The organism is Pseudomonas sp. PDM25, assembly GCF_019219045.1.
Taxonomy (GTDB): Bacteria; Pseudomonadota; Gammaproteobacteria; order Pseudomonadales; family Pseudomonadaceae; genus Aquipseudomonas.
The window spans coordinates 58,743-83,298 of the sequence record NZ_JAHUWL010000010.1 but is presented as its reverse complement, the minus strand read 5'-3'; the positions used below and the strand labels follow the sequence as shown (position 1 = coordinate 83,298).

The following is a 24,556-nucleotide window of genomic DNA, read 5'->3' as shown; positions in this document are numbered from 1 at the left end:
CGGTGGAAGTCCCCTTTTTTTGGTGTCTGTGATGGCCCCATCGCGGGCAAGCCATGCTCCTACAGGGAAATGCATTCCAATGTAGGAGCATGGCTTGCCCGCGATGGCGTCGACACGGTCTCAGCCGCTCAACGACTGGTTTCTTCTACCACCTCGTTCACCATCAACTTCGGATGAGCACTGCGTTCATGCACATGGCTCGTCGGTGTGCGATCTATCAGCAGGCTCAACAGTTCCGGACGGCTGTAGTGACCGCGCGAATCCATCATGCGTTTGCGCCTATCGATCAGGCTCATGTCGAGGTCGACGATCACCTCGCCTTCACCTTCGGTCAGCGAGCCCAGCACCACGCCGTCCGGGCTGATGATCGCGGTAAAGCAGCCACCGGAAATCGGGCCGATGGGGCAACCGGTGTCGGCCATGATTTGCGCCTGTTGTTCAGGGTTCAGCCAAGCGGTGGAGTTGACCACGAAGCAGGCCGCCTCCAATGCATGCTGGCGGATGCTGACTTCCATTTGTGAAGCGAACAAAGGCCCAGCAAACGATCCTGGATACATCGCCGCATGGATCTGTTCGCCATCGGCCATCAAGGCATAACGGGCCAGCGGGTTGTAATGTTCCCAGCACGCCAATTGGCCGATGCGCCCTACTGCGCTGTCGGTGGCACGCAGGCCGGAGCCGTCGCCCATGCCCCAGATCATGCGTTCGTGATAGGTCGGGGAAATCTTGCGCCGACGCTGAATCAGGGTGCCGTCGGCATCGAACAACAACTGCGTGTTGTACAGCGTACCGCCGTCACGTTCGTTGACGCCGATTGAAACCACCATGCCGGCCTGTCTGGCGGCGGCGCCGATAGCCTCGGTGGCAGCCGAAGGGACAGTGACGGCCTGATCCAGCAGTTTGAGGTGTTCGGCCGCCATTTCGAAAGGCGACTGAACGAACGAGAAGTACGGGTAATAAGGCACGATGGTTTCCGGGAACACGGCGAACTGCACGCCCTGCTCGCCGAGCTCGAGAATTTTCTGCACCACTTTGTCGACGGTGCCTTCACGGCTATAAAGAACGGGGCTGATTTGTACGGCGGCGGCTTTTACGAGGGTCATGGCGGTGATCTCATTGAGGGAATGGACTACTTCGAGATCAAAATTACGCCAATAATATTTAGACCGAAATGTCGAATACACCACCTTTTAGGACATCATGAAAATCTGCTGCGACGATTGATGAGTAACCTGTGGCGAGGGAGCTTGCTCCCGCTGGACTGCGCAGCAGTCCCCTTCTTTTTTGGGGTAAGGGGGTCGCTTCGCGACCCAGCGGGAGCAAGCTCCCTCGCCACAGGTTCGGTGTCACGTTTGACTGACTGGCATCATCCGCGATTGGCGCGTTGAATGACCTGCGGTGGCTGCCCAAAAGCGCGGATAAACGCCCGACGCATCCGCTCCCGATCGCCAAAACCGGTATCGGTCGCCACCACGTCGATGGGGTGCCGACCGGTTTCCATCATCAGACGCGCCGCCTCCACCCGCAGGTTTTCGATGGCCTTGGCCGGTGATTGCCCGGTTTCGGCATGGAACACACGGCTGAATTGCCGAGGGCTGAGGTTGGCGGCGCTGGCCAGTTCCTCGACTGACAGCGCGGACTTCAGGTTCTGTTTGGCATAGGTCAACGCGGCCTGGATGCGGTCGGTCTTGGGCTCCAGTTCGAGCATCACCGAAAACTGCGACTGCCCTCCCGCGCGTCGGTGGTACACCACCAATTGCCGGGCCACCCGCCGCGCCACTTCCGCGCCCAGATCCTTTTCCACCAGCGCCAACGCCAGATCGACACAAGCGCTCATGCCCGCGGCCGTCCAGATGTTGCCGTCGTTGATGAAGATCCGGTCTTCCTCGACCTTCACCTTCGGGTACGCCTTCTGCAGCGCCGGTGCATGGCACCAGTGCGTGGTCGCCCGTCGACCATCCAACAAACCGGCCTCGGCCAGCGCAATGGCGCCGCTGCAGATCGAGCCCAGACGCCGGGTGGTCCGGCTGGCGTTGCGCAAAAACGCCACCATGCCCGGCGATACTGGACGGATCAGGTTGTCGCCCATCACCAACAGCGTATCGAACGAGCGCTGGTCGAACGCCGTGGTTTCCACGCCAAACCCGGCGGAGGTCTGCACCGTACCGCCGTGCTCGGACAGCAAGGCAATGTCGTACGCCGGTTCGGCGGTGGCCATGTTGGCCAACTCGAACGTGGCGCACATGGCCAGGCCCAACACCTGAAACCCGGGGTAAACGATGAGTCCGATGGCGTGCATGGCAGTTGGCTCTTCTGACCTTAAAAGTGGTATGCCTGATTTAACAGCCACTGACGTTGCATCGCAAGATGATCGTCATTGCACGCTTTAGGGTACTGACGCTGACCGGTATCGGCGGCTCGGCCAATCTCGATGGGTTGAACGATGCGAGTTCTAGCAGCAACGGGTATTGCATTTGCCACGGCCGAAACGGGCCTCCTGACGCTCGCGGAAAAACGCCGAATAGCTCATGACCGGTTCGCCGGGATGATTGAGCGCCATTTGCGCAACGTAGTTATCGTAATCGGGTACGCCAACCATTAAACGCGCGCTCTGGCTGAAGAACTTCGCGACATGCTGCAGTTTGCGGTACATGGCAATTCTCTCTGTGCGTGTGGGATTGGCCCATGAAAGCGCACTGATGTATCTGCACTGTGTCAGCACCGGGGCCATTTGTATTTTCAAGTATCAACAGCGGTGACGCTCAACGCCCGGCTCGTTCTCACGCTAGGCTGAAGAGTAACGACATCGTGAAAGGAGGCGTTCGAGATGCAACTCATCACGTTGAAAATCGACAAACCGGAAGCGACCAACTTCATTTTCGGTCAGACCCACTTCATCAAGTCCGTCGAGGACATCCACGAAGCGATGGTCAATGCCGTGCCAGGTATCCGCTTTGGCGTGGCCTTTTGCGAAGCTTCCGGCAACTGCCTGGTGCGCTGGTCTGGCACCGATGCCGCCATGATCGACCTGGCCCGGAGCAATGCCCAAGCCATCGGCGCAGGCCATAGCTTCATCATTTTTCTCGCCGATGGCTTCTATCCCGTAAACGTGTTGAACGCCGTCAAAATGGTTCCAGAGGTGTGCCGCATCTTTTGTGCAACGGCCAACCCGACTGAAGTGATTCTGGCCGAGACGGACCAAGGGCGAGCGATTCTGGGCGTGGTGGATGGCTTCTGTGCCCGTGGCATTGAAGGCGAGGAAGACATCCTGTGGCGCAAGAACCTGTTGCGGCAGATCGGCTACAAACTTTGAGCAAAGCAGGCGCTGAGCATCACGTTCAGCGCCTCACACCTCACGCCTGAGAGGCTTTTTGGCGGCCTGGCAGCACGCGAGCGCCCAACGCCGAAGGAGCAGCGATAACCTCTGCGGGCTTCTCCCCTTCGACCTCACCGTTCAACGCCTTGTGCATTTTCACGGTGTCCAGCGCCCCGACCCATTTGGCAATGGCCATTGTCCCGACGCCATTGCCGATGGTGTTGGTGATTGCACGCGCTTCCGACATGAACCGGTCCACGCCCAACAGCAGCACCATGCCCGCCACCGGAATGGTGCCAAGGGACGATAAGGTCGCCGCCAGAATGATGAATCCCGAGCCGGTGACCCCGGCAGAGCCCTTGGAGGTAAACATCAGCACGGCCAGGACGATCAACTGATCCGTCAGGGTCAGCGGCGTGTTCGTGGCCTGCGCGATGAAGATCGCGGCGATGGTGTAGTAGATCGCCTGTCCGTCCGGGTTGAAGGTCAGGCCCGAAGGAATGATCAGGCCGGCGACAGGCTTGGAAACACCAGCCTTTTCCATCTTGGAAATCATCTGCGGCAGCACCGACTCCGAAGAGCTGGTGCCGAGGACGGTGAACAGTTCTTCCTTGATGAATTTCAAAAACTTCCACAGGCTGAATCCGCTGTAACGGCAGATCGGGCCCAGTACAAAAATCACGAACACCGCACAGGTCAGGTAGACACAGGCCATCAGCTTGCCGAGTGAGAACAGCGAGCCAAAGCCGTATTTGCCGATGGTGAAGGCAATCGCCCCGAAGGCGCCGATGGGTGCCAGACGCATGACCATGTTGACGATGCGAAACATGCCCTGCATCAGGCTGTCCAGCGTGTCGACGAACGCCTTGGCACGAGGCCCTACATGCGCCAGGGCAATGCCCAGCAGAATGGAGAACAGCAATATTTGCAGCACGTTGCCCTTGGCGAAGGCATCCACGATGGTGTCGGGGATGATGTTCATCACAAAGTCCATGAACGACGCATGCTTCACGGCGCTGGTGTAGGTAGCCAGGCTGGACGTATCCAGCGAGGCGACATCGATGTTCATGCCGGCACCGGGTTTGAACACGTCGACCACCACCAGGCCGACGACCAGTGCCAGGGTGGACACCACTTCGAAATAGATCAGCGCCCGAAAGCCGACGCGACCCAGCTCTTTCATGTTCTCCATGCGCGCAATGCCCGTGACCACCGTCAGGAAGATCACCGGGGCGAGGAGCATTTTGATCAGTTTGATGAACGCGTCGCCCAAGGGTTTGAGCGCTGTTCCGGTTTCGGGCACCAATACCCCGACGATGGCGCCGAGGATCACGGCGATGAGCACTTGTACGTAAAGTTTGCCGAATATTCTTTTCATGACAGGGCCCTGATTTTTTATTGTTGTCAGGAAATGCCAAGGGGCTCTGATCGGTGATCAGCCCCTTGGCGTTGTGCCGCCGCTTGAATCAGCGTTTGATCAACTCGATGACCGCATCCGTGATCTGGCGGGTGGTGGCCGTGCCGCCCAGATCCGGGGTGTGCAGACCGCTCTCGGTCACCGCCTCGATAGCCGACATCAGGTGCTTCGCCGCGGCTGCTTCGCCCAGGTGTTCGAGCATCATCGCCGCCGTCCAGAACGTTGCGATTGGGTTAGCCACGCCTTTGCCGGTGATGTCGAAGGCCGAGCCGTGGATCGGCTCGAACATCGAGGGGAATTTGCGCGAGGGGTTCAGATTGGCAGTCGGCGCGATGCCCAGGCTGCCGGACAACGCGGCGGCCAGATCGGACAGGATGTCGGCGTGCAGGTTGGTGGCGACGATCACGTCCAGCGTCGACGGTTTGAGCACCATGCGCGTGGTCACGGCGTCGACCAGTTCCTTGTCGATTTTGACGTCCGGGAAATCCTTGGCGACTTCATAGAAGATCTCGTCCCACAGCACCATGCCGTGACGCTGGGCGTTGGATTTGGTGACCAGGGTCAGGTGTTTGCGTGAACGGCTTTGCGCCAGTTCGAAAGCAAAACGGTGAATGCGCTCGACCCCGGCCCGAGTGAACACCGACACTTCGGTGGCGACTTCTTCAGGCAGGCCCCGGTGGACACGCCCCCCGTTGCCGGAGTACTCGCCCTCGGAGTTTTCACGCACCACCACCCAGTCGATTTGATCGCCATTGAGCAGCGGGCTTTTAACCCCTGGCAGCACGCGAGCCGGGCGCACATTGGCATATTGGTCGAAGCCCTGGCAGATCGGCAGGCGCAGACCCCACAGCGAAATGTGATCCGGCACGTTGAGCGCACCGACCGCGCCGAAGAAAATGGCGTCGAAGGTTTTCAGCTCTTCCAGGCCACCTTCAGGAATGTAGTAACCGTTTTTCAGGTAGTTATCCGAATTCCAGTCGAAGTGTTTGAAATCCAGTTCGAAGCCGGATTTCTTCGACAAGGCTTGCAGCACCTCGACACCCGCAGCGATCACTTCTACACCGATACCATCACCTGGAACTGCAGCAATTTTGTAGGTGCTCATCTATTAACTCCACTCTCGTCACGTTCTTGTTGTGCCTGTCGAACGGGGGTGTTCAATCAGGGTGTGAGCGGAGTATATGTAGTGAACAAATGAGCGTGAGTTACTCCAAATCACTACATAGATGAATTTGAGTTACCAATGAGCCAAACCCTGGATTTGTCTTTTTTCTACCTGCTGGCCAACAAAGGCAGCCTGGCGGCGACGGCTCGCGAGTTGGGCGTCACCCCGCCGGCCGTGAGCAAACGCCTGACCGCGCTGGAAGCACGGCTGGGCATACGTCTGGTCAACCGCACCACCCGCTCGATGAGCCTGACCTCGGAAGGTGAACTGTATTTTTCCCATGCTGCGCGCATCCTCACGCAGATCGATGAGGTCGAGCAGTTGATCAGCAGCAGCCGGGCGACACCTAAAGGCTTGATCCGCGTCAATGCTTCGCTGGGGTTCGGTCGGCGCTACATCGGCCCGGCTCTGGGTGCGTTCTTCGCGCAGTACCCGGAGGTGGAAATACAGCTGGAAATCAGCGACCACCCGCTCGACCTGACGACTCACGGGTTTGACCTGGGTATACGTTTCGGCACGCTGCCGGACGCCGCTTTCCATGCCCGCAAGATTGCGTCCAATCGCCGTCTGTTATGCGCCTCGCCCCTGTACCTGGAACAGCATGGCGTGCCCCAACGCCTGGCGGATTTACAGCAACACAACTGCATCTTCCTTCGCCAAAACGAAACGCCCTACGGCGTGTGGAGTTTCACCAACGGCGGGCGCACACAAAACATCAAAGTGCGCGGCGCGTTAGGCTGCAACGACGGTGAAGTGGCCCTGAACTGGGCGCTGGAAGGTTACGGCATTCTGCTGCGGGCCGAATGGGACATCGCCCGTTACGTGCGCAGCGGCCGCTTGCGCCTGGTGCTGGAAGATCAGACCCCCACCCGCGCCGATGTCTACGCCGTGTATCCACAACAATTGCACCTGTCGGCGCGAGTACGCCGCCTGATTGATTTTCTGGTCGAGCGTTTCAAGCACATCGATCATCTGGAAGAACCGGAATCCACGCGCGAATGAATAGGGTTGGTGGGCGACTGCTTTGGGCCAACAGGTGCCACTCAAACACATCACCTGATCGGCTGTTTTCTAGGACGAAGCGGTCACCGATGTTCCGCAGCCAACATTGACCTGAACTGAGAAATGATTTCCGAAGATAGCCCGGCACCTTCGAACACTGCGCAAGTGAAGCTAACGGGTGCAGGGCCTGGAGCAGTGATGATGCGGTCTGCAACCACAGCTACCGGACTGTTTCGATAGAGCGTGCCCCCTTCATAACCTACGGCATTCTGTTTTAAGAAATCAGCGCTGTTTGAAGTATGAGGAACCGTGTCGAGTCCCAGTCCGCAAAACCGGGTGTCAGTACCAATCCCACGCGTGCCATCAGTCAGAATCCTTTATGAGTGCCAATAACCAGTGGCGACAACAAATATACGTCAGGGGCCGGGATTTCAAGTCCTAGGAAAGCCGGACCGATTTGCCGAGAGCTATCCTTCGTGAAGAGCAATAAAGGCTCTCGAAATTACTGAGGGCGAAACAGGTGAGCATTACTGTCGATGATGGTTTGGATGATTTCCACCGAGCCATTAATGGCGAATTGCGCGCCCATGCATACCAGCAGGAAACCCATCAGCCGTGATATGGCATCAATGCCTGACTGTCCCATTATTCTCATGATTATTCCTGAGCCAAGCAGGCATACCCAAAGGATAAGAGCGGTAAACAGGAAAATTAACGGCGGGGCTGTTAATAAGACCCAGGCAGGAAATAACGTACTGTGTTTGATAGTGGCGGCGGAACTGATGATCATCGCAATGGTGCCAGGCCCGGCCGTACTGGGCATGGCCAGGGGAATGAAGGCAAAGTTCGGTTGTTCGCTTGCACCGCTGCTGGAAGCAGAGGGCTGAAGAGGCGGCGGAAACAGCATCTTCAAGCCCATGATGATGAGAATTCCTCCCCCGGCCATACGCAAGCCCGGTATAGAGATGTTAAATGCATCCATAACAAACGCGCCTACGTAGTAAGTCAACGTCATGATCAGAAAGACATAGAACGACGTCAGAAAAGCCTGTGTCTTTTTTTCCTTGTGACTCAGCCCCTTGCTCAAGGCGAGAAACAGCGCCACTGTCGTGGGAGGGTTAGTCAATGGCAGCAGCGCCAGCAACCCAAGGCCGATTGCATTGAACAGATCTGTCATGTCGAACTCAAGTCCTGTTGTTCGAGGCCACGTTTGTCGGCGAGCGTTGTTAGCGTGAAGTTTTGACCTTCAGGACTTCGGTATAAATGGCGTCAATCGTCTGACCCACCTGGAGCTTCTTCATCCTTTCCTGAAGCTTCGGGTCTTCGACTTTCAGGACCGTTGCTTTTCCCTCCGGCGGAAGCAAAGTCACCTCATGCTGTTGCAAGTCAATGCGAATGATCTTGGACGTAACCTTGACCTGGCGAACCGCTTCACCTCCGGGATTGGGATTGTCTTTGGTGGCACGGATGGACATGGATTCCTTGGTGACGCCCGGTGCACCGCCAACCTCGGTATCAAGCCTGTAAGCCACTGAACGAATCACATGAATATCGACCGTGTCGCCGACTTTCAAATTGTGCAGGTTCTTGGCCTGGTCGGTGAGCTGGATAGGCACTGGACTTTTGTCGCGACCTTCGATGGTGACTTGGTAGTTAGCGGGATCAACGGCCAATACACGGGAAACAATGTGCCCTTCCATCGTACTGCTTCCCAACGGTATATCGGCGGCATGTGCGGTCAGGCAGGCAGTCGAGAGAAGTGAAGCGAGGGCAATGGCGCAGGCAACGGAACGGATTGGTCTCATGGGGGAGCTCTTCCATAGAGTGTTTACATTACGAATCCTGCATACGGCTTTCTGGGGTGACTTGCCGTAGCCGATGGAATCGCATTGACCTCGGTAGCAATCACCAAAATCCAGTCAGCTCAGTTTAGCGTTCATTTGTGTATTGCAAATCTGCAAACCTAATGGCCTCCCTTCGGACCGAAGTCGGCGGATTGAAACGGCAGAGCCCGCATTACGAAGCCGCCCTTGGGCCTGGACGTAATGTGCGGGTGTCGTCTTCCGACACATAAGCTTGCAGTGTGTTGGGGTAGACGGTGGTGCTGGAGCCAAAGCAGCTCGCCCCCCAGCACCTACGGCCCGGCTCGCCCGGAACCGCCGCCCAGGATTACTTCAGTTTCGCCAGCATGGCCACGGCGACTGCCTTGGCCGACTGTGGGTTCTGGCCGGAAATGACTTCGCGGTCTTCGATCACATTCTCGCTCCATGGCTTGGCTTCGGAGAAGTTAGCACCGGCTGCTATCAGGCCATCCTGTGGGAACAGTTTCATATGGCCACCGCCGAGGAAACCTTTGGCCTGCTCTTCTTCCACGTCGGTGAAGGCGGTGACTTTGTAGCCCTTGTAAATCCAATTGGCTGGCGCTGCCGGCTGTTTGCCCGATTCCAGCGCGGAGACAAAAACGCGCGCATCCGGGATCGTCGACAACATGGCTATGGTGCCATGGCAGGTGAAGCCGGTGACCTTGCCTTTTTCATGGAAGTTGGTCAGCAGTTGGCCCAGTTGCTTGTCCTTCAGCAGATCCTGCATCGGGATATGGCCGCCAGGCACGAATACGGCATCGAACTTGTCGTAGCCGATTTTCTGAACCTGCGCGAAGCTGATTGCCGGCGAGCCGCTCTTCGAGGTCAGCTTCAGCGTGGCCAGTAGCGCGAGACTTTCCTGACGGGCCTTTTCATCGCCACCCCAGAAGCTCACATCATTGGATTTCTGGTCCGCGGTTGGCGCCTTGCCGCTAGGGGTGGCAAATACGACGGTTTGACCCGCCTCGATGAAGGTCTGCACCGGTTGCATTAATTCGTTCAGGAAGAAACCTGTTTGCATGACCTTGCCGTCTTTCAGGTCCAGTTGAGCCTGATCCGACAGTACAACCAATACCGTGCCGGCGTTGGCATAGTTAGCGGCGCCGGCTAGCAGGGCGGCAAAAATGGCTTTTTTCACGCGATTCTCCAGTAGGAATGGTTTGACGGAGCCATCTTATTACTAGAGCAGGCAGCGATAGAGCCCCTTAACAGACTTTCACTTATTACATTGGGTAATCAATATTTGGGGGGGTGCCGTCACTGAAGCGGATTTGTCTTGCGCCTTCCCGACCTGCTCCGCCGGCCCAGCCAACGGATAACCATCCGCATCAACGATCACCGAGCCTTGCACCCAACCGTCTTCTTTTGAGAAAAATAATCCGTCCCTTTTCTAACAGTACCGAGGTCTTTCAAGCGGGCATAAACGTCATGTTCAATCATGAAATCCCCTCAAACAGGACGCACCAACGCCCGGTTCTACCGGGCGTTGGCCAAGTTGAGAAGCCGCAGGTTCAGCCGGGCATTGATTCACGGCTGAAAGCGTCCAGCTCCCGCACCAGGCTCTGCGCTGCCAACATCACCAGTTCACGACCTTTTTCTGGCGTCGCCAGCGCCGGGTCCGAGCCCATGCGGCCATCGGGATGGCGTGCGCGGAAGTCCATCGCTTCGCGGATCGGGCCCCAAGGGGCGATCTGCGGCGAGTATTCAGCCGATTTGATCGAATCCGGATAGGCCCATTGTGTGACCGCAATCTCGGACGGCGTGGCGTGCACGCCGTGCCCCGTAGGGAACTGCTCGCGCGCAAGCTCCCCTACTCCCTCAAGGTCCCACCAATTGCACAACTTCAGCGCGAACCCTGCTGGGCGTCGAGCGAAGCTGGCTTCGGCGTAGAGCTCAGAGAACGCCGCCTCGATCGATGCAACGTTGCCACCGTGGCCATTGAGGAAGAGGATTTTTTCAAACCCGTGAGCGGCCAGCGAACGCACCCAATCTCCGATCGCCGCAATAAAGGTCGACGGACGCAGCGAGATGGTTCCAGGGAACCCAAGATGGTGCTGGGCCATGCCGATATTGAAGGTCGGTGCAATCAAGATGTCTGCGTTTTTTTGCGCTTCACCGGCGATGATTTCCGGGCACATCCAGTCGGTCCCCAGAAGACCGGTTGGACCGTGTTGCTCGTTCGAACCGATAGGGATCACGATGGTGCGGCTACGTTGAAGAAATTGACCGATCTCGGCCCAGGTCGACAGGTGTAAAAGCATTTGAGTTCTCACTTTTAAAGGGTTCCTTGCGGAACATGACAAAGGACGCGGGTGGCAACAGATCAACCCGCACTGTATTCCGGAATCGCGCCGTCACGGGTTTTCGGCTTGGTCGACAGGATCACCAACGCTGCGCACAAAAATACGCAACCCACGATAACGATGCCAAGATTCGCGCTGCCGGTTGCGGTTTTTGCCCAGCCGATCATGGCCGGCCCCCAGAAGCCGCCGGAAAGACCGATGGTATTAATCAAGGCAATGCCACCCGCCGCCGCCTCGCCCTTGATGTGTTCAGAGGGCATCGCCCACAACACGGTGTAGGCCATAAACATCATGGCGGTTGCCAGGGTCAGCAGGGCCAGCGCGGCCATCAGGTTGCCGTCGGCAAAGGGGTACACCAGCAGCAGGATCGCGCCGATCCCCGCAGGCACTGCACAGTGATAGCGTCTTTCACCGACACGGTCCGACCGGCGCCCTATCCAGTACATGCCGCAAGCGGCGGCGACATAGGGAATCGCGGCGTACCAACCCAGTTGCATGGTGTCATTGACGCCCTGGGCCTTGAGGATTGCCGGCAGCCAGAAACTCATGGCGTAGATCGAGAAGATGATGCAGAAATAGGCGCTGGCGAGAATGTAGATTTTCGGGTCGCGCAACACCGCACGGAACGAATGGACGCGCCCGGTCGATTCACCCAGCTCACTGGCCAGCAAGGCCTTTTCTTCATGGCTCAGCCAGCGCGCCTCAGCGGGTCGATTGGAAAGGATGAAGAAGGTCAGCACACCAAGGAAGACACACGGCAAGCCTTCAATCAAGAACATCCACTGCCAGCCGGCCAGACCGCCAACGCCTTCGAACGTGGTGATCAACCACGCAGACAGTGGGCCGCCTACAATGCCGCCAATGGGGCCGGCGATAAACACGATCGCAATGGCCCGCGCCATACGTTTCGGACCGTACCAGCAGGACAGGTAATAAATCATGCCCGGTGCAAAACCGGCTTCGAACACCCCCAGCAGAAAGCGCATGGCGTAAAACATCGGCACGTTGCGCACGAACAACATGCAGGCCGAGGTGATGCCCCAACACACCAGAATACGGCTGAAGGTTTTCCGTGCGCCGACCTTCGGCAGCATCAGGTTGCTCGGCAATTCGAACAACACATACCCCAGAAAGAAAATACCGGCGCCCGCGCCATAGGCCGCATCGGAAAGCCCAAGGTCATTTTGCATCTGCAGTTTGGCAAAGCCGACGTTGATCCGGTCCAGATACGCAAATACATAACAGATGAACAGGAGTGGCAGCAGCCGCCAGTTGAGCTTGCGGTAAAGGGCTGAAATGGCATCACTTCGTGCCGGCGTCTGAAGAATTGACATGCGAATCTCCCGTTATTCTTGTTGGTCTGCGTTCGTCCTCAAGAATGTTGCACCGGCATCTCAGGACCAGCAAGAGCAACTAAGTTCGTGTAGTGTTGCTCTACAGGCAACGCTACATCTCTGGAGAGAGTTCCCGGCATGCGCGAAATCAATCAACAAAGGCTGCGGTATTTTCATGAGGTGCTGACGCACGGATCCATTCGTGGCGCGGCCGACAGCATCAATACGTCGCCCTCGGTCATCACACGCCAGATCAAGCTGCTAGAAGAGGAAATCGGCGCAAAACTGTTCGAGCGCCAGGCACGTGGTGTTCAGCCCACCGAGGCCGCGGCGCACCTGCTGGAGTTCTGGCGCGGCTATCGATCGCACCAGGAGAAACTCGAAGATCAGTTGCAAGCGATCAAGGGCCTGCAGCAAGGCCATGTGCGCGTCGTCATCAGCGAGGGCTATGTCGATGCGTTGGTCGACAACGTACTCGCGCCGTTCTGCAAGCAGTACCCCAAGCTTGATGTGCGGCTGGACATCCTGCCCGTCGACGACGTCCTCAACGAAGTCGCCGAAAACCGTGCGCACATCGGCCTGGCGTACAATCCGCCGCCGCATCCGCACATCGACTATCGCGCGACGTTTTCGCAACCGGTGATGCTGTTGGTTCGCCCGGATCACCCATTGGCATTGCGAGGCGCGGCAGCAACCGTCGAGGATATCCTCGCCTGCCAACTGGTCCTGACGCCCACGACATTCGGTATCGGTCATGCGATCAAGATGCTCGAGTATGCCGAGAAAATCGAGATCCGCCCGGTACTCGTCAGCAACTCCCTCGCGGCGCTCAAGCGCATGGTGGAGGACGGCGGTTTTGCTTCGTTGCTCGGCGAATTCGCGGCCTATCGGGAAATCGCCAACGGCAGCCTGGCGGCGGTAACGATCGACCATCCGTTGTTTCTTGGGGTTGAAGCAAAACTGTTGGTGAAATCCGGTCGACCGTTGGCCGCCCCTGCTCAAGAGCTGCTGAACTGGATGTTGCAGCGCTTGCCGATGTTTGCGTCTGGTACAGGAGTGTCGAGTGCCTGACCTGAGCCCCACTTGAGGCTCAGTCCATCACCGAAGGAACGGGATGGATTTTTCGATATGCGCCTGATTATGTCCGCAGCGAACAGTTGACGTCTTTTGTCGGCCAACTGTTCGCCAACTCGTAGCGCCTCGCATGACTAAAGAACAACCTGCCTGCCTTGTAGAACAACGAGACAACACCCTTGCGGCAGAAACCATCAGAAAAATGTGATCTCGTAGCCGAATCGTGAGGCTGCATTGACGATATGTTCCCCCATGATCTGGCGTGCCGCCGTCGCATTTCGATCGATAAAAGCCTGCACGAGTTCTTCATGCTCCCCGCGCGCCGCGTGCGGAATGTTGCTGAACACCGGGCCGCGCCGCGCGAAGGTCATGGTGATCAGTGCGCGCATTGGCTCGAGCACTGTGCGAATCATCGTCTCGAGGTAGTCGTTGCCCGACGCTGCCGCAATGGCCCTGTGAAAATCGAGGTCGGCGTTGACGGTTTCCAGGGTCGGCTCGCCTTCGTAATGCATACGCAGGACCGCGGCCTGAATGATTTTCAGCTTGGCCGCAGTCATGTGCGTCGCGGTGAGCGCGGCGGCCTGGCTTTCCAGCACGGCCCGCACCTCAAACATATTTCGGATGGTGTTGTCACCGTCCAGCATCGGCGCACTCGCCTGCGGTGCCAAAGGCTCTGACGCTTGGGAGGCGGCGGAGACGAAGACGCCTACGCCCTGGCGAGACTGAATCAGCCCCTGCGCCCGCAGCGTGGCGATGCCCTCGCGCACCACGTTGCGGCTGACGCCGAAGTTCTGCGAGAGAAACTGTTCAGTGGGCAGACGGTCTCCCGGCCGCAGCCGCCCGGAAGCAATCTCGTCGCTCAGCGAGCGGGCGATGTGCTCGGCCAGATGAGGTCGCCGCGTTACGGGTTGCACATTCATTTCACTCATTCTTTTTCTCCCCTCACTTGTCTTCTTAATCTACATCAGAAGACTTGTTCCTCACAGTTGAAACTGAAATTCGCCAAACGCATCAATAATATTAACCAATAAAAACAAATACTTAATAACAACACAGACCGAAATCCACTAAACGACTCAGTTGTTCTGTTGAAGGACAACAGGATGTTATGTACGTTGCCCTCAACCTGGCACGGACGAATAAAAAAATCGCCGTGCCAGCTTCGCAACCCGCTCGAGGCGCAATCCTATGAAAATTGCCAGCATTGAAACCATTCCGCTTCGTATTCCCTTCACCACGGGTGGCCGGTCCGCCGGCGGGGTCTGGGGGCCGAAAGACCTGCAAATGGTCGACTCTCTCGTGGTCAAGATCACCACCGACGACGGTATCGTTGGTTGGGGCGAAACCTTCGGCTTCACCGCGATCCCTGCGGTAAAAGTGGTGATCGACACCATCCTTGCGCCTGAACTGATTGGCAGTGACGTTACCCGACGGGAGAAATTACAGGGTGACCTGCAGAAGAAATTTCACGTTTTCGGTCGCAGCGGCGCGTTTATCTATGGCCTCTCGGCGATTGACATCGCGCTGTGGGATATCGCGGGCAAAGCCGCCAAAAAACCGATCTACCAGTTGCTGGGCGGGAGTGAGGCCACGTCTCTTGCGGCGTATGCAAGCCTGATCCGATATGCAGATCCCGAACTCATCCGCGTCAATGTGCAGCGCGCGGTCAACAGCGGTTTCCGCCACCTCAAGTTGCACGAAGTGGATATCGACGTCATCCGCGCTGCGTGCGAGGCCGCTGGCCCCGGCGTGGAAATCACCCTCGACGTCAACGCTCCGTGGACGGTGCGCGAAGCGCTGGACATGACCGAGAAACTTCGCCCGCTGAACCTGCGCTGGATCGAAGAACCGGTGTGGCCGCCGGAAGACTACTCGGGGCTGGCAAGGGTGCGCGCGCACGGCGGCATCCCGGTTGCGGCTGGCGAGAATGCCTCGACGCTCATGGACTTCCAGCACCTGCTTGAGGCCGGCGCGGTGGATTTCGTACAGCCGAGCCCCGCCAAAATGGGCGGCATCACCGAACTGCAAAAAGTCTATGCACTGGCCAACGCCCATGGCGTCACCGTGATGGTCCACGCCTTTTATGACGGCCCCGGCCTGCTGGCGGCGGTGCATGGAAGTGCAGCCCTGGGCGGCGCCAAGTCACTGGTCGAATGGCGTTACTTCGATCTCGAAGCGCAACTCTATGGCGACGCCATCATCCCGCGTAACGGACGCATCGACGTACCGCAAGGACCGGGACTCGGCATCGAGCCAGACCAGGACGTCATCCGGGACTACCGCTTCAAACCTTGACCCCATAAGCCGCTGGCTCATTGCAGCGTTGATCGACGCCGACGTGTCGGCCTCGATCAGCCATGACGACATTCTTGATAAAAATAAACACGAGGATTGATGACATGTTAGACAGGATCGTAGGACCCATCTTGCCCGTCGCCTTTGTGATCGCGCTGGGTTACATCGCCGGCAAGCGCGGACGACTTACCCATTCGGACAGCCTGCTGATCAGCCGCCTGGTGCTGGGCTGGATATTCCCGGCGTTACTTTTTGTCGGGATGGCGAGCACGCCCCGTGAACAGCTCTTCGACTTCAAGTTCATCGTGGCGACATTCATCGGCATCATGGGCATGTACACGATAGCGCTGGCGATCGGCTGGTTCAGCACTCGCGATCTCAAGGTGGCAACGCTCAAGGGCTTCGTGAACGGTTATCCAGACGCCGCCTTCATGGGCATCCCTATCCTGGGTGCAATGTTCGGCGCGGGCAGCATCTACTCGGTGCTGGTACTGAACCTGGTCGCGAGCCTGGTGATGATCCCGCTGACGACCATGTTGCTCACCATCGCCGATGGAAAGGCCAGTGGCGGCCAGGCGTTTTTGTCGAGCCTTTCAGGGGCGGTACGTCGTCCGCTGATGTGGACGCCGGCCCTGGGGATTCTACTTTCCGTGCTGCAGGTCAAGTTGCCTCCGCTTGCGGCGGAGTCTTTCACCCTTCTCGGCAAAGCCACGCCCGGCGTATCCCTGCTGTGCCTGGGACTGATCATGTCGTCGGAGAAACTGAAAATGTCCGGTGAAGTCTGGGGCAACCTTGGGCTCAAGCTGCTCATTCACCCAGTGTTGATGTTCAGCGCCACGGTACTGCTCGGCACTCATGGCCTGTACGCGCAACAGATGATCCTGCTTTGCGCCCTTCCATCGGCGACGATCCCGGCGATGTTTGCGAACCAGACCGGCGCCTATCAAAGCGAAGCCGCGACCTCCATTCTGGTCAGCACCGTGCTGTCGATCGTGACGTTCTCCTTTGCGATCTACCTGATCGATGGCGGGCTTGCCGCTGCTTGACTGCGGGCTCGCGCAGGCGCCAGGCGGAAATCGCTGCGGCGGCAGAGACGTTGAATAAACGCGCTGGAGGCTGATACCACCACCATAAAAAACGGGACGCCAAGCGTCCCGTTTTTGCGAAAACAGATAGCACAAACAACAAGCAACCTGTGGCGAGGGAGCTCGCTCCCGCTGGCCTGCGCAGCAGGCCCATCTGTTGAACCCGTTTCGCCGCTCAGTGGAAACAATCCCTCTCACCACAGGTCAGCGACTACTTAGGCGGCTCAACCTTATCCAACACCCGGTTAGCCGTAATTTCCGCCACCATGATGCTGTTTGAAATGCCCAGCAAGGCATAACGCGACTCCCCCTCCAAATGATCCACCAACTGATGAACCATCACATCGACCGACGCTAGCGTCACGACCAAAAAAACCGCCAGGGTTTCGGCCGTAGCTTCTGGAAGTAAGGTGCTTTGGCCTCGATGTTCACCTTGAATGAAGCGTTTCACTGGCTTCCCTCTGCAAATGAATACGCAAAAATAATAGAACGGAGACACAGCCCTTCATTCACATTTGAGGTGGATGTCTGAATTCGACGGTGAAGCCAAACTGGGAACCACATATCAGGCTCTCTATACTGGCCTCCCAAGATGGTAGTTAGAGCGCAAAATATGCCCGTCACACCCAATCAAAATTCGCCAGTCATTTTGGTCCCGACTCAACAAAGCGACTTGGACAATCTTGTAGCCATTCGAATTGAAGCCATGCGCGAAAGTCTGGAGCGTGTTGGGCGATTTGATCCAGTGCGAGCGCGCGAGCGGTTTCTTAGCGGTTTTGAAGCCCACAACACACACTACATCGAGGTATCTGGAGAGAGGGTTGGTTTTGTAGTGGTCAAGCATCACCGCAATGAACTCTTGCTCGACCACTTGTATGTGAGACCGAGCGCGCAAGGATCAGGAATAGGCTCTGCTGTTCTCACTCAGATTTTCAAAGAGGCGGATGCGGATGCGCTCCCTATTAGAGTGGGTGCTCTCAAAGAAAGCGCTTCGAATCGCTTTTATACCCGTCATGGCTTCCAATTCGTCGAAAGCAGAGAATTCGACAATTATTATGTTCGTCAGAGCGTTCCGCCGGCTGGCCCAGCTTGCTAGCTGGATGTGATGCACCTCGACGTACGTTTTTACACACTCTGGGCCGATAGCTGCCCGTCGCGAAATGGTGCAATCGACGGTTGAGTTCACTGACAGCTAGCCACTTGGTAGCCGATCGACGAGGAAATCCACTAAAGTCTTCACCCTTCGGATCGGCGTACCAACGGTAGTGACCTAAAGAAGCGACTACATGTTGTGTTGGATCTCCAGCAACCTGAACGTCACTTTTCCGCCCTCGGTGGGATAGCCGGTGTTGTCCTGCACATATGCACCCGCTTTGAAATACAGTGGTTTGGTCTTCCAGCTCGGGTCGATGGTGGTTCTCCAGTTGTATCCTGCTGCGCTGATGCCCAGCGCGCCCTTCGGGCTGAGGTGGATCTGGTAGGAAAAGTTGCAGTTGAGCGGCACCCCCGTCGCAATGGTAATGACCTGGCCCTCTTCATCGTCGGGGCGCATGCGCACCTTGGCGACAATGTTTCCCGTCGAAGCCGAGGTTTTGTATTGGTACTCCAGCTTCACCATGGGGCTGTTGCTGTCCTTGTTGTGAATCTGACCAATCACGATCTTGCCGGTGCTGGGCACCTGATTCACGGTCAGACTCGCCCGCAGAATGTTATCCGCCGCTGAATACTGCCAGTTGCGCACCGTTCCATCGCTATAGGTTTCCCGCAACTCGCTGCGCGGGTAAATAGCGTTGGCCGTCCTGGAACCCGTCACAGGCGCCCAGAAAGAAAGGGTAGCGGCTTCAGAACTGAAATATTGGTCCTTGAAGCCTTGCGCCAATCGAGGCGTTTCTATGGTGGCCGGTGGGCTGCCTTCAGGGATGCTCAAATTCCAAGTGGCGAGGTCTATCATGTCAATAATCCTGTATGCGGGGAATGTTGCGGCCACAGTTGCGCTCGAACCGATGCTATTGAGCTGTGTCAATTGGGTCTGCTGATCAGGAAATCCGTGTGGCGGTAGATTGACGTCAAATGCTCGTCGAGGTGGTTATTGCAGGCTTTGTGCCTGCGGGTGCAGCCGTTCGTCGGCTATTTTGGAAGTTTATGGAACTAATCCGGCTTGCTTGGCAGCTGCAGCGAAGGGACCTAAGCCATCAGCGGTGGACGGGGCGTCGTTCAGCTCGGGGCCGATCTCCAACAACACGGCCCAGCCGCGTAGCACCGGTCCACGCAGCCCCAGCAGAAGGCGCGAGCCGATCATCACCAACCCTTCGATATCGAAGTCGTTGTCCTTACCCGGGATACGCAGGAAGTCGCGTAGCTGAGGATCTTCAGCATTGGCTGCGGCCAGGTCGTTACCGTGACGGCACCCGTTTTTTTGTGTCCCACCTTTTATCGCCCCTCACCCGCGCGCTGGCCCAAGCCGCGCTCAAGGCGTCATCGCCGACTATTCTGGAATCTGGGTACCCGACCGGTCGCACCGAAGGAGGTCGCTCGTTTATGCACTTGTCTTTTCGAAATCCGCCGCGATTCGATCTGATGCATGAAGGCAAATCGAGCCGCGTCGTCATCGATTTTCGATGAACTACCGGTCTGGGCACGGCCCAGGCACTCTGCCCACCCTGAAACGGAGACGCCAGCATGAGCACCTTGCAACTACACCCCGCACTGGACAATGGTATCCAACCCGCCGCCGCGAATTTCGCCGGTGGCACCCTGCAATGCCTGTGTGCGACCGACAAGGTCGAGGTCAAGATCGACGCACAAACGCTGCATAACCACGCGTGCGGTTGCAGCAAATGCTGGAAACCGCAAAACGCGACATTTGCCGTCATCGCCGTGGTGCCACGAGATAAGGTCAGCGTCATTGCCCATGGCGAAAAACTGGAGGTTGTCGACGAAACCGCAACCATCCAGCGCCACGCCTGCAAGCAGTGTCACGCCCATCTATTCGGGCGCATCGAGAACAAGGACCATGCGTTTTATGGCCTGGACTTCGTCCACACCGAGCTTTCGCCACAGAGCGGATGGGCTGCGCCGGGATTCGCGGCGTTCGTATCCTCCATCATCGAAACCGGTACGCCGCCAGCGCAAATGAAGGCTATTCGCGAGCGCCTGCGCTCGATCGGCCTGGAACCCTATGACTGCCTGTCCCCGGACTTGATGGACGCACTGGCGATTCACGTCGCCAAACAGAAAGGCCTGCTCCCCGCCGCCTGATCGATCGCCGCGGTTTTTTCCCGGGCCGCGGCGTCGATTCACCTTTGATGTTGTGCACGCCAAAATAATCAATTGGAACTATGGAAAGCGGACGCTGGAGCTACCAGATCCGTCATGCCCATAGGCCTATCTATAAAACCGCTTGTCGCGGCGTTAAACCTTGCCAAGATCGATGCGGCCGATCGCGAATACTTCGAACAGCAGATACGCCCCTTACTGACGCTTCCCGGCATTGAATTCATCGCAGAGATTGGTGATGGGGACAAGTGATACGTGACGTATTCGATAGACGTTTTTCAGCCAAGGTGATGGCGCAACGTTACGTCGACCTCTACCGGACACTTACCGATAGGGTTTGATTTCGTGGTGCCTTGAAATAGCCCATGAAAAATTCATCCAGCGTTCCTGAACAGCCTCAACCAAAGCCCTGCGCAAATGAACCCATTGCACACAGCTTGTATGTGCTGGTCGATCACAACACGTACCTGGTAGCCAACGCGTTTGGCGATATCGACGGTGGCGCCGTCGGCATGTTTCACCACGACACTCGGTTGTTATCCAAGTACCAATTGACCGTGGCGGGTCGGCGTCCATCGCTGCTCTCAGCAGCGGTCAGTCAGAGCGGCAACAGGGCCCGAATTTGATTCGGCTGGACGTGAAGCTCTAAATTGCCTGTCATCCAATAGAATTCTGTCAGCAAAGCTCCGCTTTCAAAGCCAACATTTCAACTCGTAGTTCGCCGATCAACTCCGCGATAGCTCGGCTGGACGTTAGTTTTTCGGTTCTAACGCCAGTGACCAATAATTGGACATGACCCGATGACGGTTCGAACACTTTTATCATGAGCGATCCATCTGGATTGGAGGTGCAGATGCAAGAAAGAGGCAGAAAACCACACTCAATGATGTGGCGAAGCTCAAGTATGGAAATCATGACTCACGTCCTCAAAGTCAAAGGTGGTTTGCGCTTCTGTTTAGTAATAATAGGCAACCCAGCCTCGAGCTGACCGAGATCGCGACCAATTGCATCAGCGGGGCAGCGACCGGCCAATTTCGGCCTCTCACGACTGACCGAAAATCGCCGATGAGAACAATGAGACATTCCTGATCGATTAAAGGCGTTCGCGTGAACATTTTTACCTGCTTGCGCAGCAGAAATCGGGAGGGAGTCTAATATTGAATTGCCATAGATCGGTCCATCCCCTATCTGCGTAAAGAGGCGAAGGACCATTGGCAGGTAGGTGTCTCTGGAGCCAACACCGGACCGGTGCTGACTAAATAGATTCAAAATTGGAGGGAACCATGAGCAATCTCATCGCCGGCGGCGAACCACCTGAAGCCGTTCGCCTCATGGTCAAGGTTTATGCTTACTTGCTGCTCGCAGGATTTGCGTTTGTTCCGGCCTATCTGATTGGCTATTTATACTTCTTCCAAGACCCCACCCTTACATTCGAGAACCACCTGTTCCATATCATTGCGATCACGGCAGCCACCTTGGCGGGCTTGTTTGTGACTTACGTCACGTGGCGCTGCTATCAGTCATCGGGAGATCCGCTGCTGCGATGGATGACGCTAGGTTTTCTCGGTTTTGTACTGATCTACGCGTTGCATGGTGCGTTCACCGGGCAAGCCCACCACAATATCTGGCTCTTCCTGCTGTATGGACCGGCCTCTCGTCTGGTCATGTCGATTCTGCTGTTAGTCGGAATGCTGTCGTACCACCGCCCGCCTGATGACGCGGACCAACGAATGAAGGCCCGCCCGTGGCTGACCTGGATAGGACTGTTCCTGTTGGTTGATGTGGCAGTGGCGTACGTCGCGAATTCACCGATCGCCGGCAATCTCTCGGTGCGCCTCTCGATGGAAGGTGGTGCCCTCATTCTTTCCACATTGACCGTGGTAATCCTCCTGCTGCGCCGTATCCGTTCGCCGCTGATGATGATTTTTGTCGTCTCGGTCACCGCGTTCGCGCTGTCATCGCTTGCCTTCATCCTTGCACGTCCGTGGAACCACATGTGGTGGCTCGCTCATGCGATCTTCGCCGGCGGGTTCTTCATGCTGAGCTATGGCGTCGTGCAAGCGTTCCTCACCACGCGGTCGTTCTCAAAGATTTACAGCCAAGAGGAGTTGATGGCGCGGCTTGCCGAAGCGATGGCGTATACCGAAAGCGCCTTGCAGGAACTGCAGCGCACCAATCAAGAACTCGGGCACCTTGCGGCCACCGATCCCCTGACTGGCGCTGATAATCGGCGTCGGTTCATGGAGCGGGTCGAAGTCGAAATGGGCCGGACAAAGCGCGGCGGTGAGCCGTTCTCCGTGTTGGCACTCGACCTGGATAATTTCAAGTCCATCAACGATCGCTTCGGGCATCAGGTGGGCGATGACATCCTCAAGGATTTCGTGGAGAAATGCCTCGATTCGATCCGCCCGTATGACGGCGTAGCCCGAGTGGGCGGGGAAGAATTCATGATTCTGCTACCGCAGACTTCGCTTGAGGGCGCGCACGTAATCGCTGAGCGACTGCGAAACACCGTCGCAAATAATTCTTTTCATGGCCTGCAGCGGTTAACCGTGGTCACCGTGAGCATCGGCGTAGCGCAATCCGGCCGCGACGGCGACACCATCGACGCCATTCTGCGTGCAGCCGATCAACGTCTGTATCACGCTAAACACGAAGGCCGTAACCGTGTGGTCACGACCATAGAAGCCAGCCTACAATCGCTGTGACAGCGTTGGCACCGATGTTCAGCTTTGTGCCACAGCATTGGGCGTTAGGTTGGTGATGTACCATTAAGCCACGGCATCGAAGCTGAGGTTTGCGGCTAGCAAAGCCGGCTTTCATCTCCTTGGCGTTGATCCACTCATTTCATGCCTGCCTGATCACAGGGAGGGAGCAATGCGTATCCCCTTGTTTTACGCGATGTCGGCTGCACTGTTCTTGAGCGGATCTGCGTGCCTTGCGCAAACCACGGGCGCGCCTCCCCCTGTCCCGACGAATACAGCCCCGACAACCCCTGCCGGAACGGCGCCCGTCACGGCACCGGCCAAGGATGCCGTGTTTACGCAGGAGCAGTTGGCCCAAATGCTGGCGCCCATCGCCCTTTACCCGGACCCGTTGCTGGCGCAGGTATTGATGGCGAGCACCTACCCCGGCGAAATCGCCGAGGCGGTGACCTGGTCCAAGGCACACCCGGACGCCAAGGGCGACGAGGCGGTCAAGCAAGTGGCCAGCCAGCCGTGGGATCCGAGCGTGCAGGCACTGGTCGCCTTCCCGCAGGTCCTGGCCACGCTGGGACAGGACCCGGTTTGGGTACAACGCCTGGGTGATGCCTTCCTCGCGCAGCCGGACGATCTCATGGATGGCGTGCAACGCTTGCGTCATCAGGCGCAAGCCGCAGGCAATCTTCAGAGCAACCAGTACCAGAACGTGACGGTGCAGAATGTTGCGACACCGGCACCCGCGCCCACCGCTCAGGCACCCGCCCCCGCGCCTGCCAGCAGCACGTCGACCATCATCATTCAGCCCGCCGATCCGCAGGTGGTGTACGTACCTGCTTATAACCCGACAACCACCTACGGCACTTGGGCCTACCCTGCGTCGCCGCCCCCGTACTACCCTCCGCCGCCCGCCTATTACCCCGGTTCGGCACTGATGGCCGGATTGGCGTTCGGGACCGGTGTGGCGATCATCGGCTCGCTGTGGGGAGACTGTGACTGGGGCAATAACGACATCGACATCGACGTCGATCGCTACAACAACATCAATCGCAACAACCAGATCACCAATAATCAAAACAAGTGGCAGCACAACGCCGTTCACCGTGATGGCGTTCCCTATCGAGACTCCCGGAGCCGTGGACAATACGGCCGGCAACTCAACGGTGCCAATCAGCGTGAGGCGTATCGAGGGGACGATGCCCAGCGCGCCCAGGCCCGTGAAAATGCCCGTAGTTCAATGGACAAACGCGGTATCGAACGACCTGCCACCAGCAACCGCCAGGCCCGTGATCAAGTGCGCAGGGCGCAGTCCGATGCCTCGGTCGGCAATCGGATGCAAGCCGGTGCGGACAGACCGAGGACGGCTGACCGGAGCCAGGGCACGGCCAAAAACATCCGTGAGAATCAGCAGCCCAGGAGAGAGAACGCTCAGGTGAATCAGCGCACAAAAGACTCTTCGCAGGTGCGCCAGACTGCGCAGAGGCAACCGGCCGCCAGTCGCGGCAGCGCCCGCGACAATGCCTTCGCCGGCGCGCGCTCCCCTTCCCAGTCCAACGCACAAGCACTTCGTGGCCGGACCAGCCAGGCATCCACCCAGCGCCCGAGCGCCGCGCGATCGGCCGGTCACCAGATCAGTCGGCCGTCCATGCCGGCGCGTTCAAGGGGGGGGCGTCGGTGAACAACTCTCTGCAAGTGAAGATCCTCACGGGCCTGCTGGCGATAACGGCC

At 57.6% G+C, this 24,556-nt stretch carries 26 protein-coding genes and 1 pseudogene; 11 read left to right on the top strand and 16 right to left on the bottom strand.

Annotation, left to right across the window (positions count from 1 at the left end; translation table 11 throughout):
- Positions 1-128 precede the first annotated feature (128 nt).
- The 3 genes from KW848_RS19740 to KW848_RS19730 form a co-directional block, all read right to left on the bottom strand.
- The gene (locus KW848_RS19740; protein ID WP_218537801.1) at positions 129-1,103 is read right to left on the bottom strand and encodes a nitrilase-related carbon-nitrogen hydrolase; all 975 of its coding nucleotides are present in this window, start codon (positions 1,101-1,103) and stop codon (positions 129-131) included.
- A gap of 263 nt (positions 1,104-1,366) precedes the next feature.
- The gene (locus KW848_RS19735) at positions 1,367-2,299 is read right to left on the bottom strand and encodes a GlxA family transcriptional regulator (protein ID WP_218537800.1); all 933 of its coding nucleotides are present in this window, start codon (positions 2,297-2,299) and stop codon (positions 1,367-1,369) included.
- A 153-nt stretch (positions 2,300-2,452) separates the two neighbouring features.
- Entirely contained in the window at positions 2,453-2,653 is a 201-nt protein-coding gene (locus KW848_RS19730) for a YbdD/YjiX family protein (protein ID WP_111452512.1), read from the bottom strand.
- A 174-nt stretch (positions 2,654-2,827) separates the two neighbouring features.
- Between KW848_RS19730 and KW848_RS19725 the strand changes: the two genes are divergently transcribed.
- On the top strand, positions 2,828-3,313 hold the full coding sequence (locus tag KW848_RS19725) for an adenosine-specific kinase (protein ID WP_111452511.1): 486 nt from the start codon (positions 2,828-2,830) through the stop codon (positions 3,311-3,313).
- 40 nt (positions 3,314-3,353) lie between these two features.
- Here KW848_RS19725 and KW848_RS19720 read toward each other — a convergent pair whose 3' ends face one another.
- A complete protein-coding gene (locus KW848_RS19720) occupies positions 3,354-4,694 on the bottom strand; it encodes a dicarboxylate/amino acid:cation symporter (protein ID WP_218537799.1) in 1,341 nt (446 codons plus the stop codon).
- 88 nt (positions 4,695-4,782) lie between these two features.
- On the bottom strand, positions 4,783-5,838 hold the full coding sequence (locus KW848_RS19715) for a tartrate dehydrogenase (RefSeq protein WP_218537798.1): 1,056 nt from the start codon (positions 5,836-5,838) through the stop codon (positions 4,783-4,785).
- Positions 5,839-5,976: 138 nt separating this feature from the next.
- On the opposite strand from KW848_RS19715, the gene KW848_RS19710 reads away from it, so the two are divergent.
- Positions 5,977-6,900, top strand: a complete 924-nt coding sequence (locus KW848_RS19710) for a LysR family transcriptional regulator (protein ID WP_218537797.1) — start codon at positions 5,977-5,979, stop codon at positions 6,898-6,900.
- An 83-nt stretch (positions 6,901-6,983) separates the two neighbouring features.
- Here KW848_RS19710 and KW848_RS19705 read toward each other — a convergent pair.
- The 6 genes and pseudogenes from KW848_RS19705 to KW848_RS19680 all read right to left on the bottom strand — a co-directional run.
- Positions 6,984-7,217, bottom strand: a pseudogene (locus KW848_RS19705) (glutamine amidotransferase); the annotation flags it as partial.
- Between the two features lie 185 nt (positions 7,218-7,402).
- Positions 7,403-8,077, bottom strand: a complete 675-nt coding sequence (locus KW848_RS19700) for a MarC family NAAT transporter (RefSeq protein WP_192409587.1) — start codon at positions 8,075-8,077, stop codon at positions 7,403-7,405.
- A 49-nt stretch (positions 8,078-8,126) separates the two neighbouring features.
- On the bottom strand, positions 8,127-8,705 hold the full coding sequence (locus KW848_RS19695; protein ID WP_218537796.1) for a hypothetical protein: 579 nt from the start codon (positions 8,703-8,705) through the stop codon (positions 8,127-8,129).
- 364 nt (positions 8,706-9,069) lie between these two features.
- Positions 9,070-9,900 carry a type 1 glutamine amidotransferase domain-containing protein gene (locus tag KW848_RS19690; protein WP_218537795.1) on the bottom strand — a complete coding sequence of 277 codons (831 nt, stop codon included), beginning with the start codon at positions 9,898-9,900 and terminating at the stop codon, positions 9,070-9,072.
- Positions 9,901-10,273: 373 nt separating this feature from the next.
- Complete coding sequence (locus KW848_RS19685) at positions 10,274-11,023, bottom strand: creatininase family protein (RefSeq protein ID WP_074877481.1); 750 nt, start codon at positions 11,021-11,023, stop codon at positions 10,274-10,276.
- A gap of 62 nt (positions 11,024-11,085) precedes the next feature.
- On the bottom strand, positions 11,086-12,399 hold the full coding sequence (locus KW848_RS19680; protein ID WP_074877483.1) for an MFS transporter: 1,314 nt from the start codon (positions 12,397-12,399) through the stop codon (positions 11,086-11,088).
- A 138-nt stretch (positions 12,400-12,537) separates the two neighbouring features.
- Here KW848_RS19680 and KW848_RS19675 point away from each other — a divergent pair, with 138 nt between their 5' ends.
- Complete coding sequence (locus KW848_RS19675) at positions 12,538-13,470, top strand: LysR family transcriptional regulator (RefSeq protein ID WP_218537794.1); 933 nt, start codon at positions 12,538-12,540, stop codon at positions 13,468-13,470.
- A gap of 197 nt (positions 13,471-13,667) precedes the next feature.
- On the opposite strand, the gene KW848_RS19670 is transcribed toward KW848_RS19675, so the two are convergent.
- Positions 13,668-14,402: a FadR/GntR family transcriptional regulator gene (locus KW848_RS19670; protein ID WP_218537793.1), complete on the bottom strand. Its 735-nt coding sequence runs from the start codon at positions 14,400-14,402 to the stop codon at positions 13,668-13,670.
- 259 nt (positions 14,403-14,661) lie between these two features.
- Between KW848_RS19670 and KW848_RS19665 the strand changes: the two genes are divergently transcribed.
- Together KW848_RS19665 and KW848_RS19660 are read left to right on the top strand one after the other, a co-directional pair.
- Positions 14,662-15,768, top strand: a complete 1,107-nt coding sequence (locus KW848_RS19665; protein ID WP_111452502.1) for a mandelate racemase/muconate lactonizing enzyme family protein — start codon at positions 14,662-14,664, stop codon at positions 15,766-15,768.
- A 62-nt stretch (positions 15,769-15,830) separates the two neighbouring features.
- Positions 15,831-16,814 carry an AEC family transporter gene (locus tag KW848_RS19660; protein ID WP_309140075.1) on the top strand — a complete coding sequence of 328 codons (984 nt, stop codon included), beginning with the start codon at positions 15,831-15,833 and terminating at the stop codon, positions 16,812-16,814.
- A gap of 250 nt (positions 16,815-17,064) precedes the next feature.
- Here KW848_RS19660 and KW848_RS19655 read toward each other — a convergent pair whose 3' ends face one another.
- Positions 17,065-17,304 (bottom strand): DUF6124 family protein, encoded by a 240-nt coding sequence (locus KW848_RS19655; RefSeq protein WP_375154724.1) that lies wholly within the window; start codon positions 17,302-17,304, stop codon positions 17,065-17,067.
- 162 nt (positions 17,305-17,466) lie between these two features.
- Between KW848_RS19655 and KW848_RS19650 the strand changes: the two genes are divergently transcribed.
- Complete coding sequence (locus KW848_RS19650) at positions 17,467-17,949, top strand: GNAT family N-acetyltransferase (RefSeq protein ID WP_218537791.1); 483 nt, start codon at positions 17,467-17,469, stop codon at positions 17,947-17,949.
- 186 nt (positions 17,950-18,135) lie between these two features.
- Here KW848_RS19650 and KW848_RS19645 read toward each other — a convergent pair whose 3' ends face one another.
- On the bottom strand, positions 18,136-18,804 hold the full coding sequence (locus KW848_RS19645) for a polysaccharide lyase family 7 protein (RefSeq protein ID WP_111452497.1): 669 nt from the start codon (positions 18,802-18,804) through the stop codon (positions 18,136-18,138).
- A gap of 189 nt (positions 18,805-18,993) precedes the next feature.
- Entirely contained in the window at positions 18,994-19,287 is a 294-nt protein-coding gene (locus KW848_RS32480; RefSeq protein ID WP_375154725.1) for a DUF3616 domain-containing protein, read from the bottom strand.
- Between the two features lie 245 nt (positions 19,288-19,532).
- On the opposite strand from KW848_RS32480, the gene gfa reads away from it, so the two are divergent.
- The 3 genes from gfa (at position 19,533) to KW848_RS19625 (ending at position 20,755) form a co-directional block, all read left to right on the top strand.
- Entirely contained in the window at positions 19,533-20,111 is a 579-nt protein-coding gene (gene gfa / locus KW848_RS19635; protein WP_111452496.1) for an S-(hydroxymethyl)glutathione synthase, read from the top strand.
- Between the two features lie 114 nt (positions 20,112-20,225).
- Positions 20,226-20,381, top strand: coding sequence for a hypothetical protein (locus KW848_RS19630; protein ID WP_218537790.1), 156 nt, complete (start codon positions 20,226-20,228; stop codon positions 20,379-20,381).
- A gap of 113 nt (positions 20,382-20,494) precedes the next feature.
- Positions 20,495-20,755, top strand: a complete 261-nt coding sequence (locus KW848_RS19625) for a glycogen debranching N-terminal domain-containing protein (protein WP_223526500.1) — start codon at positions 20,495-20,497, stop codon at positions 20,753-20,755.
- 49 nt (positions 20,756-20,804) lie between these two features.
- Here KW848_RS19625 and KW848_RS19620 read toward each other — a convergent pair whose 3' ends face one another.
- Positions 20,805-21,044, bottom strand: coding sequence for a DUF1652 domain-containing protein (locus KW848_RS19620; protein ID WP_218537789.1), 240 nt, complete (start codon positions 21,042-21,044; stop codon positions 20,805-20,807).
- 368 nt (positions 21,045-21,412) lie between these two features.
- On the opposite strand from KW848_RS19620, the gene KW848_RS19615 reads away from it, so the two are divergent.
- Complete coding sequence (locus KW848_RS19615) at positions 21,413-22,837, top strand: GGDEF domain-containing protein (RefSeq protein ID WP_218537788.1); 1,425 nt, start codon at positions 21,413-21,415, stop codon at positions 22,835-22,837.
- Positions 22,838-23,006: 169 nt separating this feature from the next.
- Positions 23,007-24,506, top strand: coding sequence for a DUF3300 domain-containing protein (locus KW848_RS19610; RefSeq protein WP_218537787.1), 1,500 nt, complete (start codon positions 23,007-23,009; stop codon positions 24,504-24,506).
- The last annotated feature ends 50 nt before the right edge of the window (positions 24,507-24,556 follow it).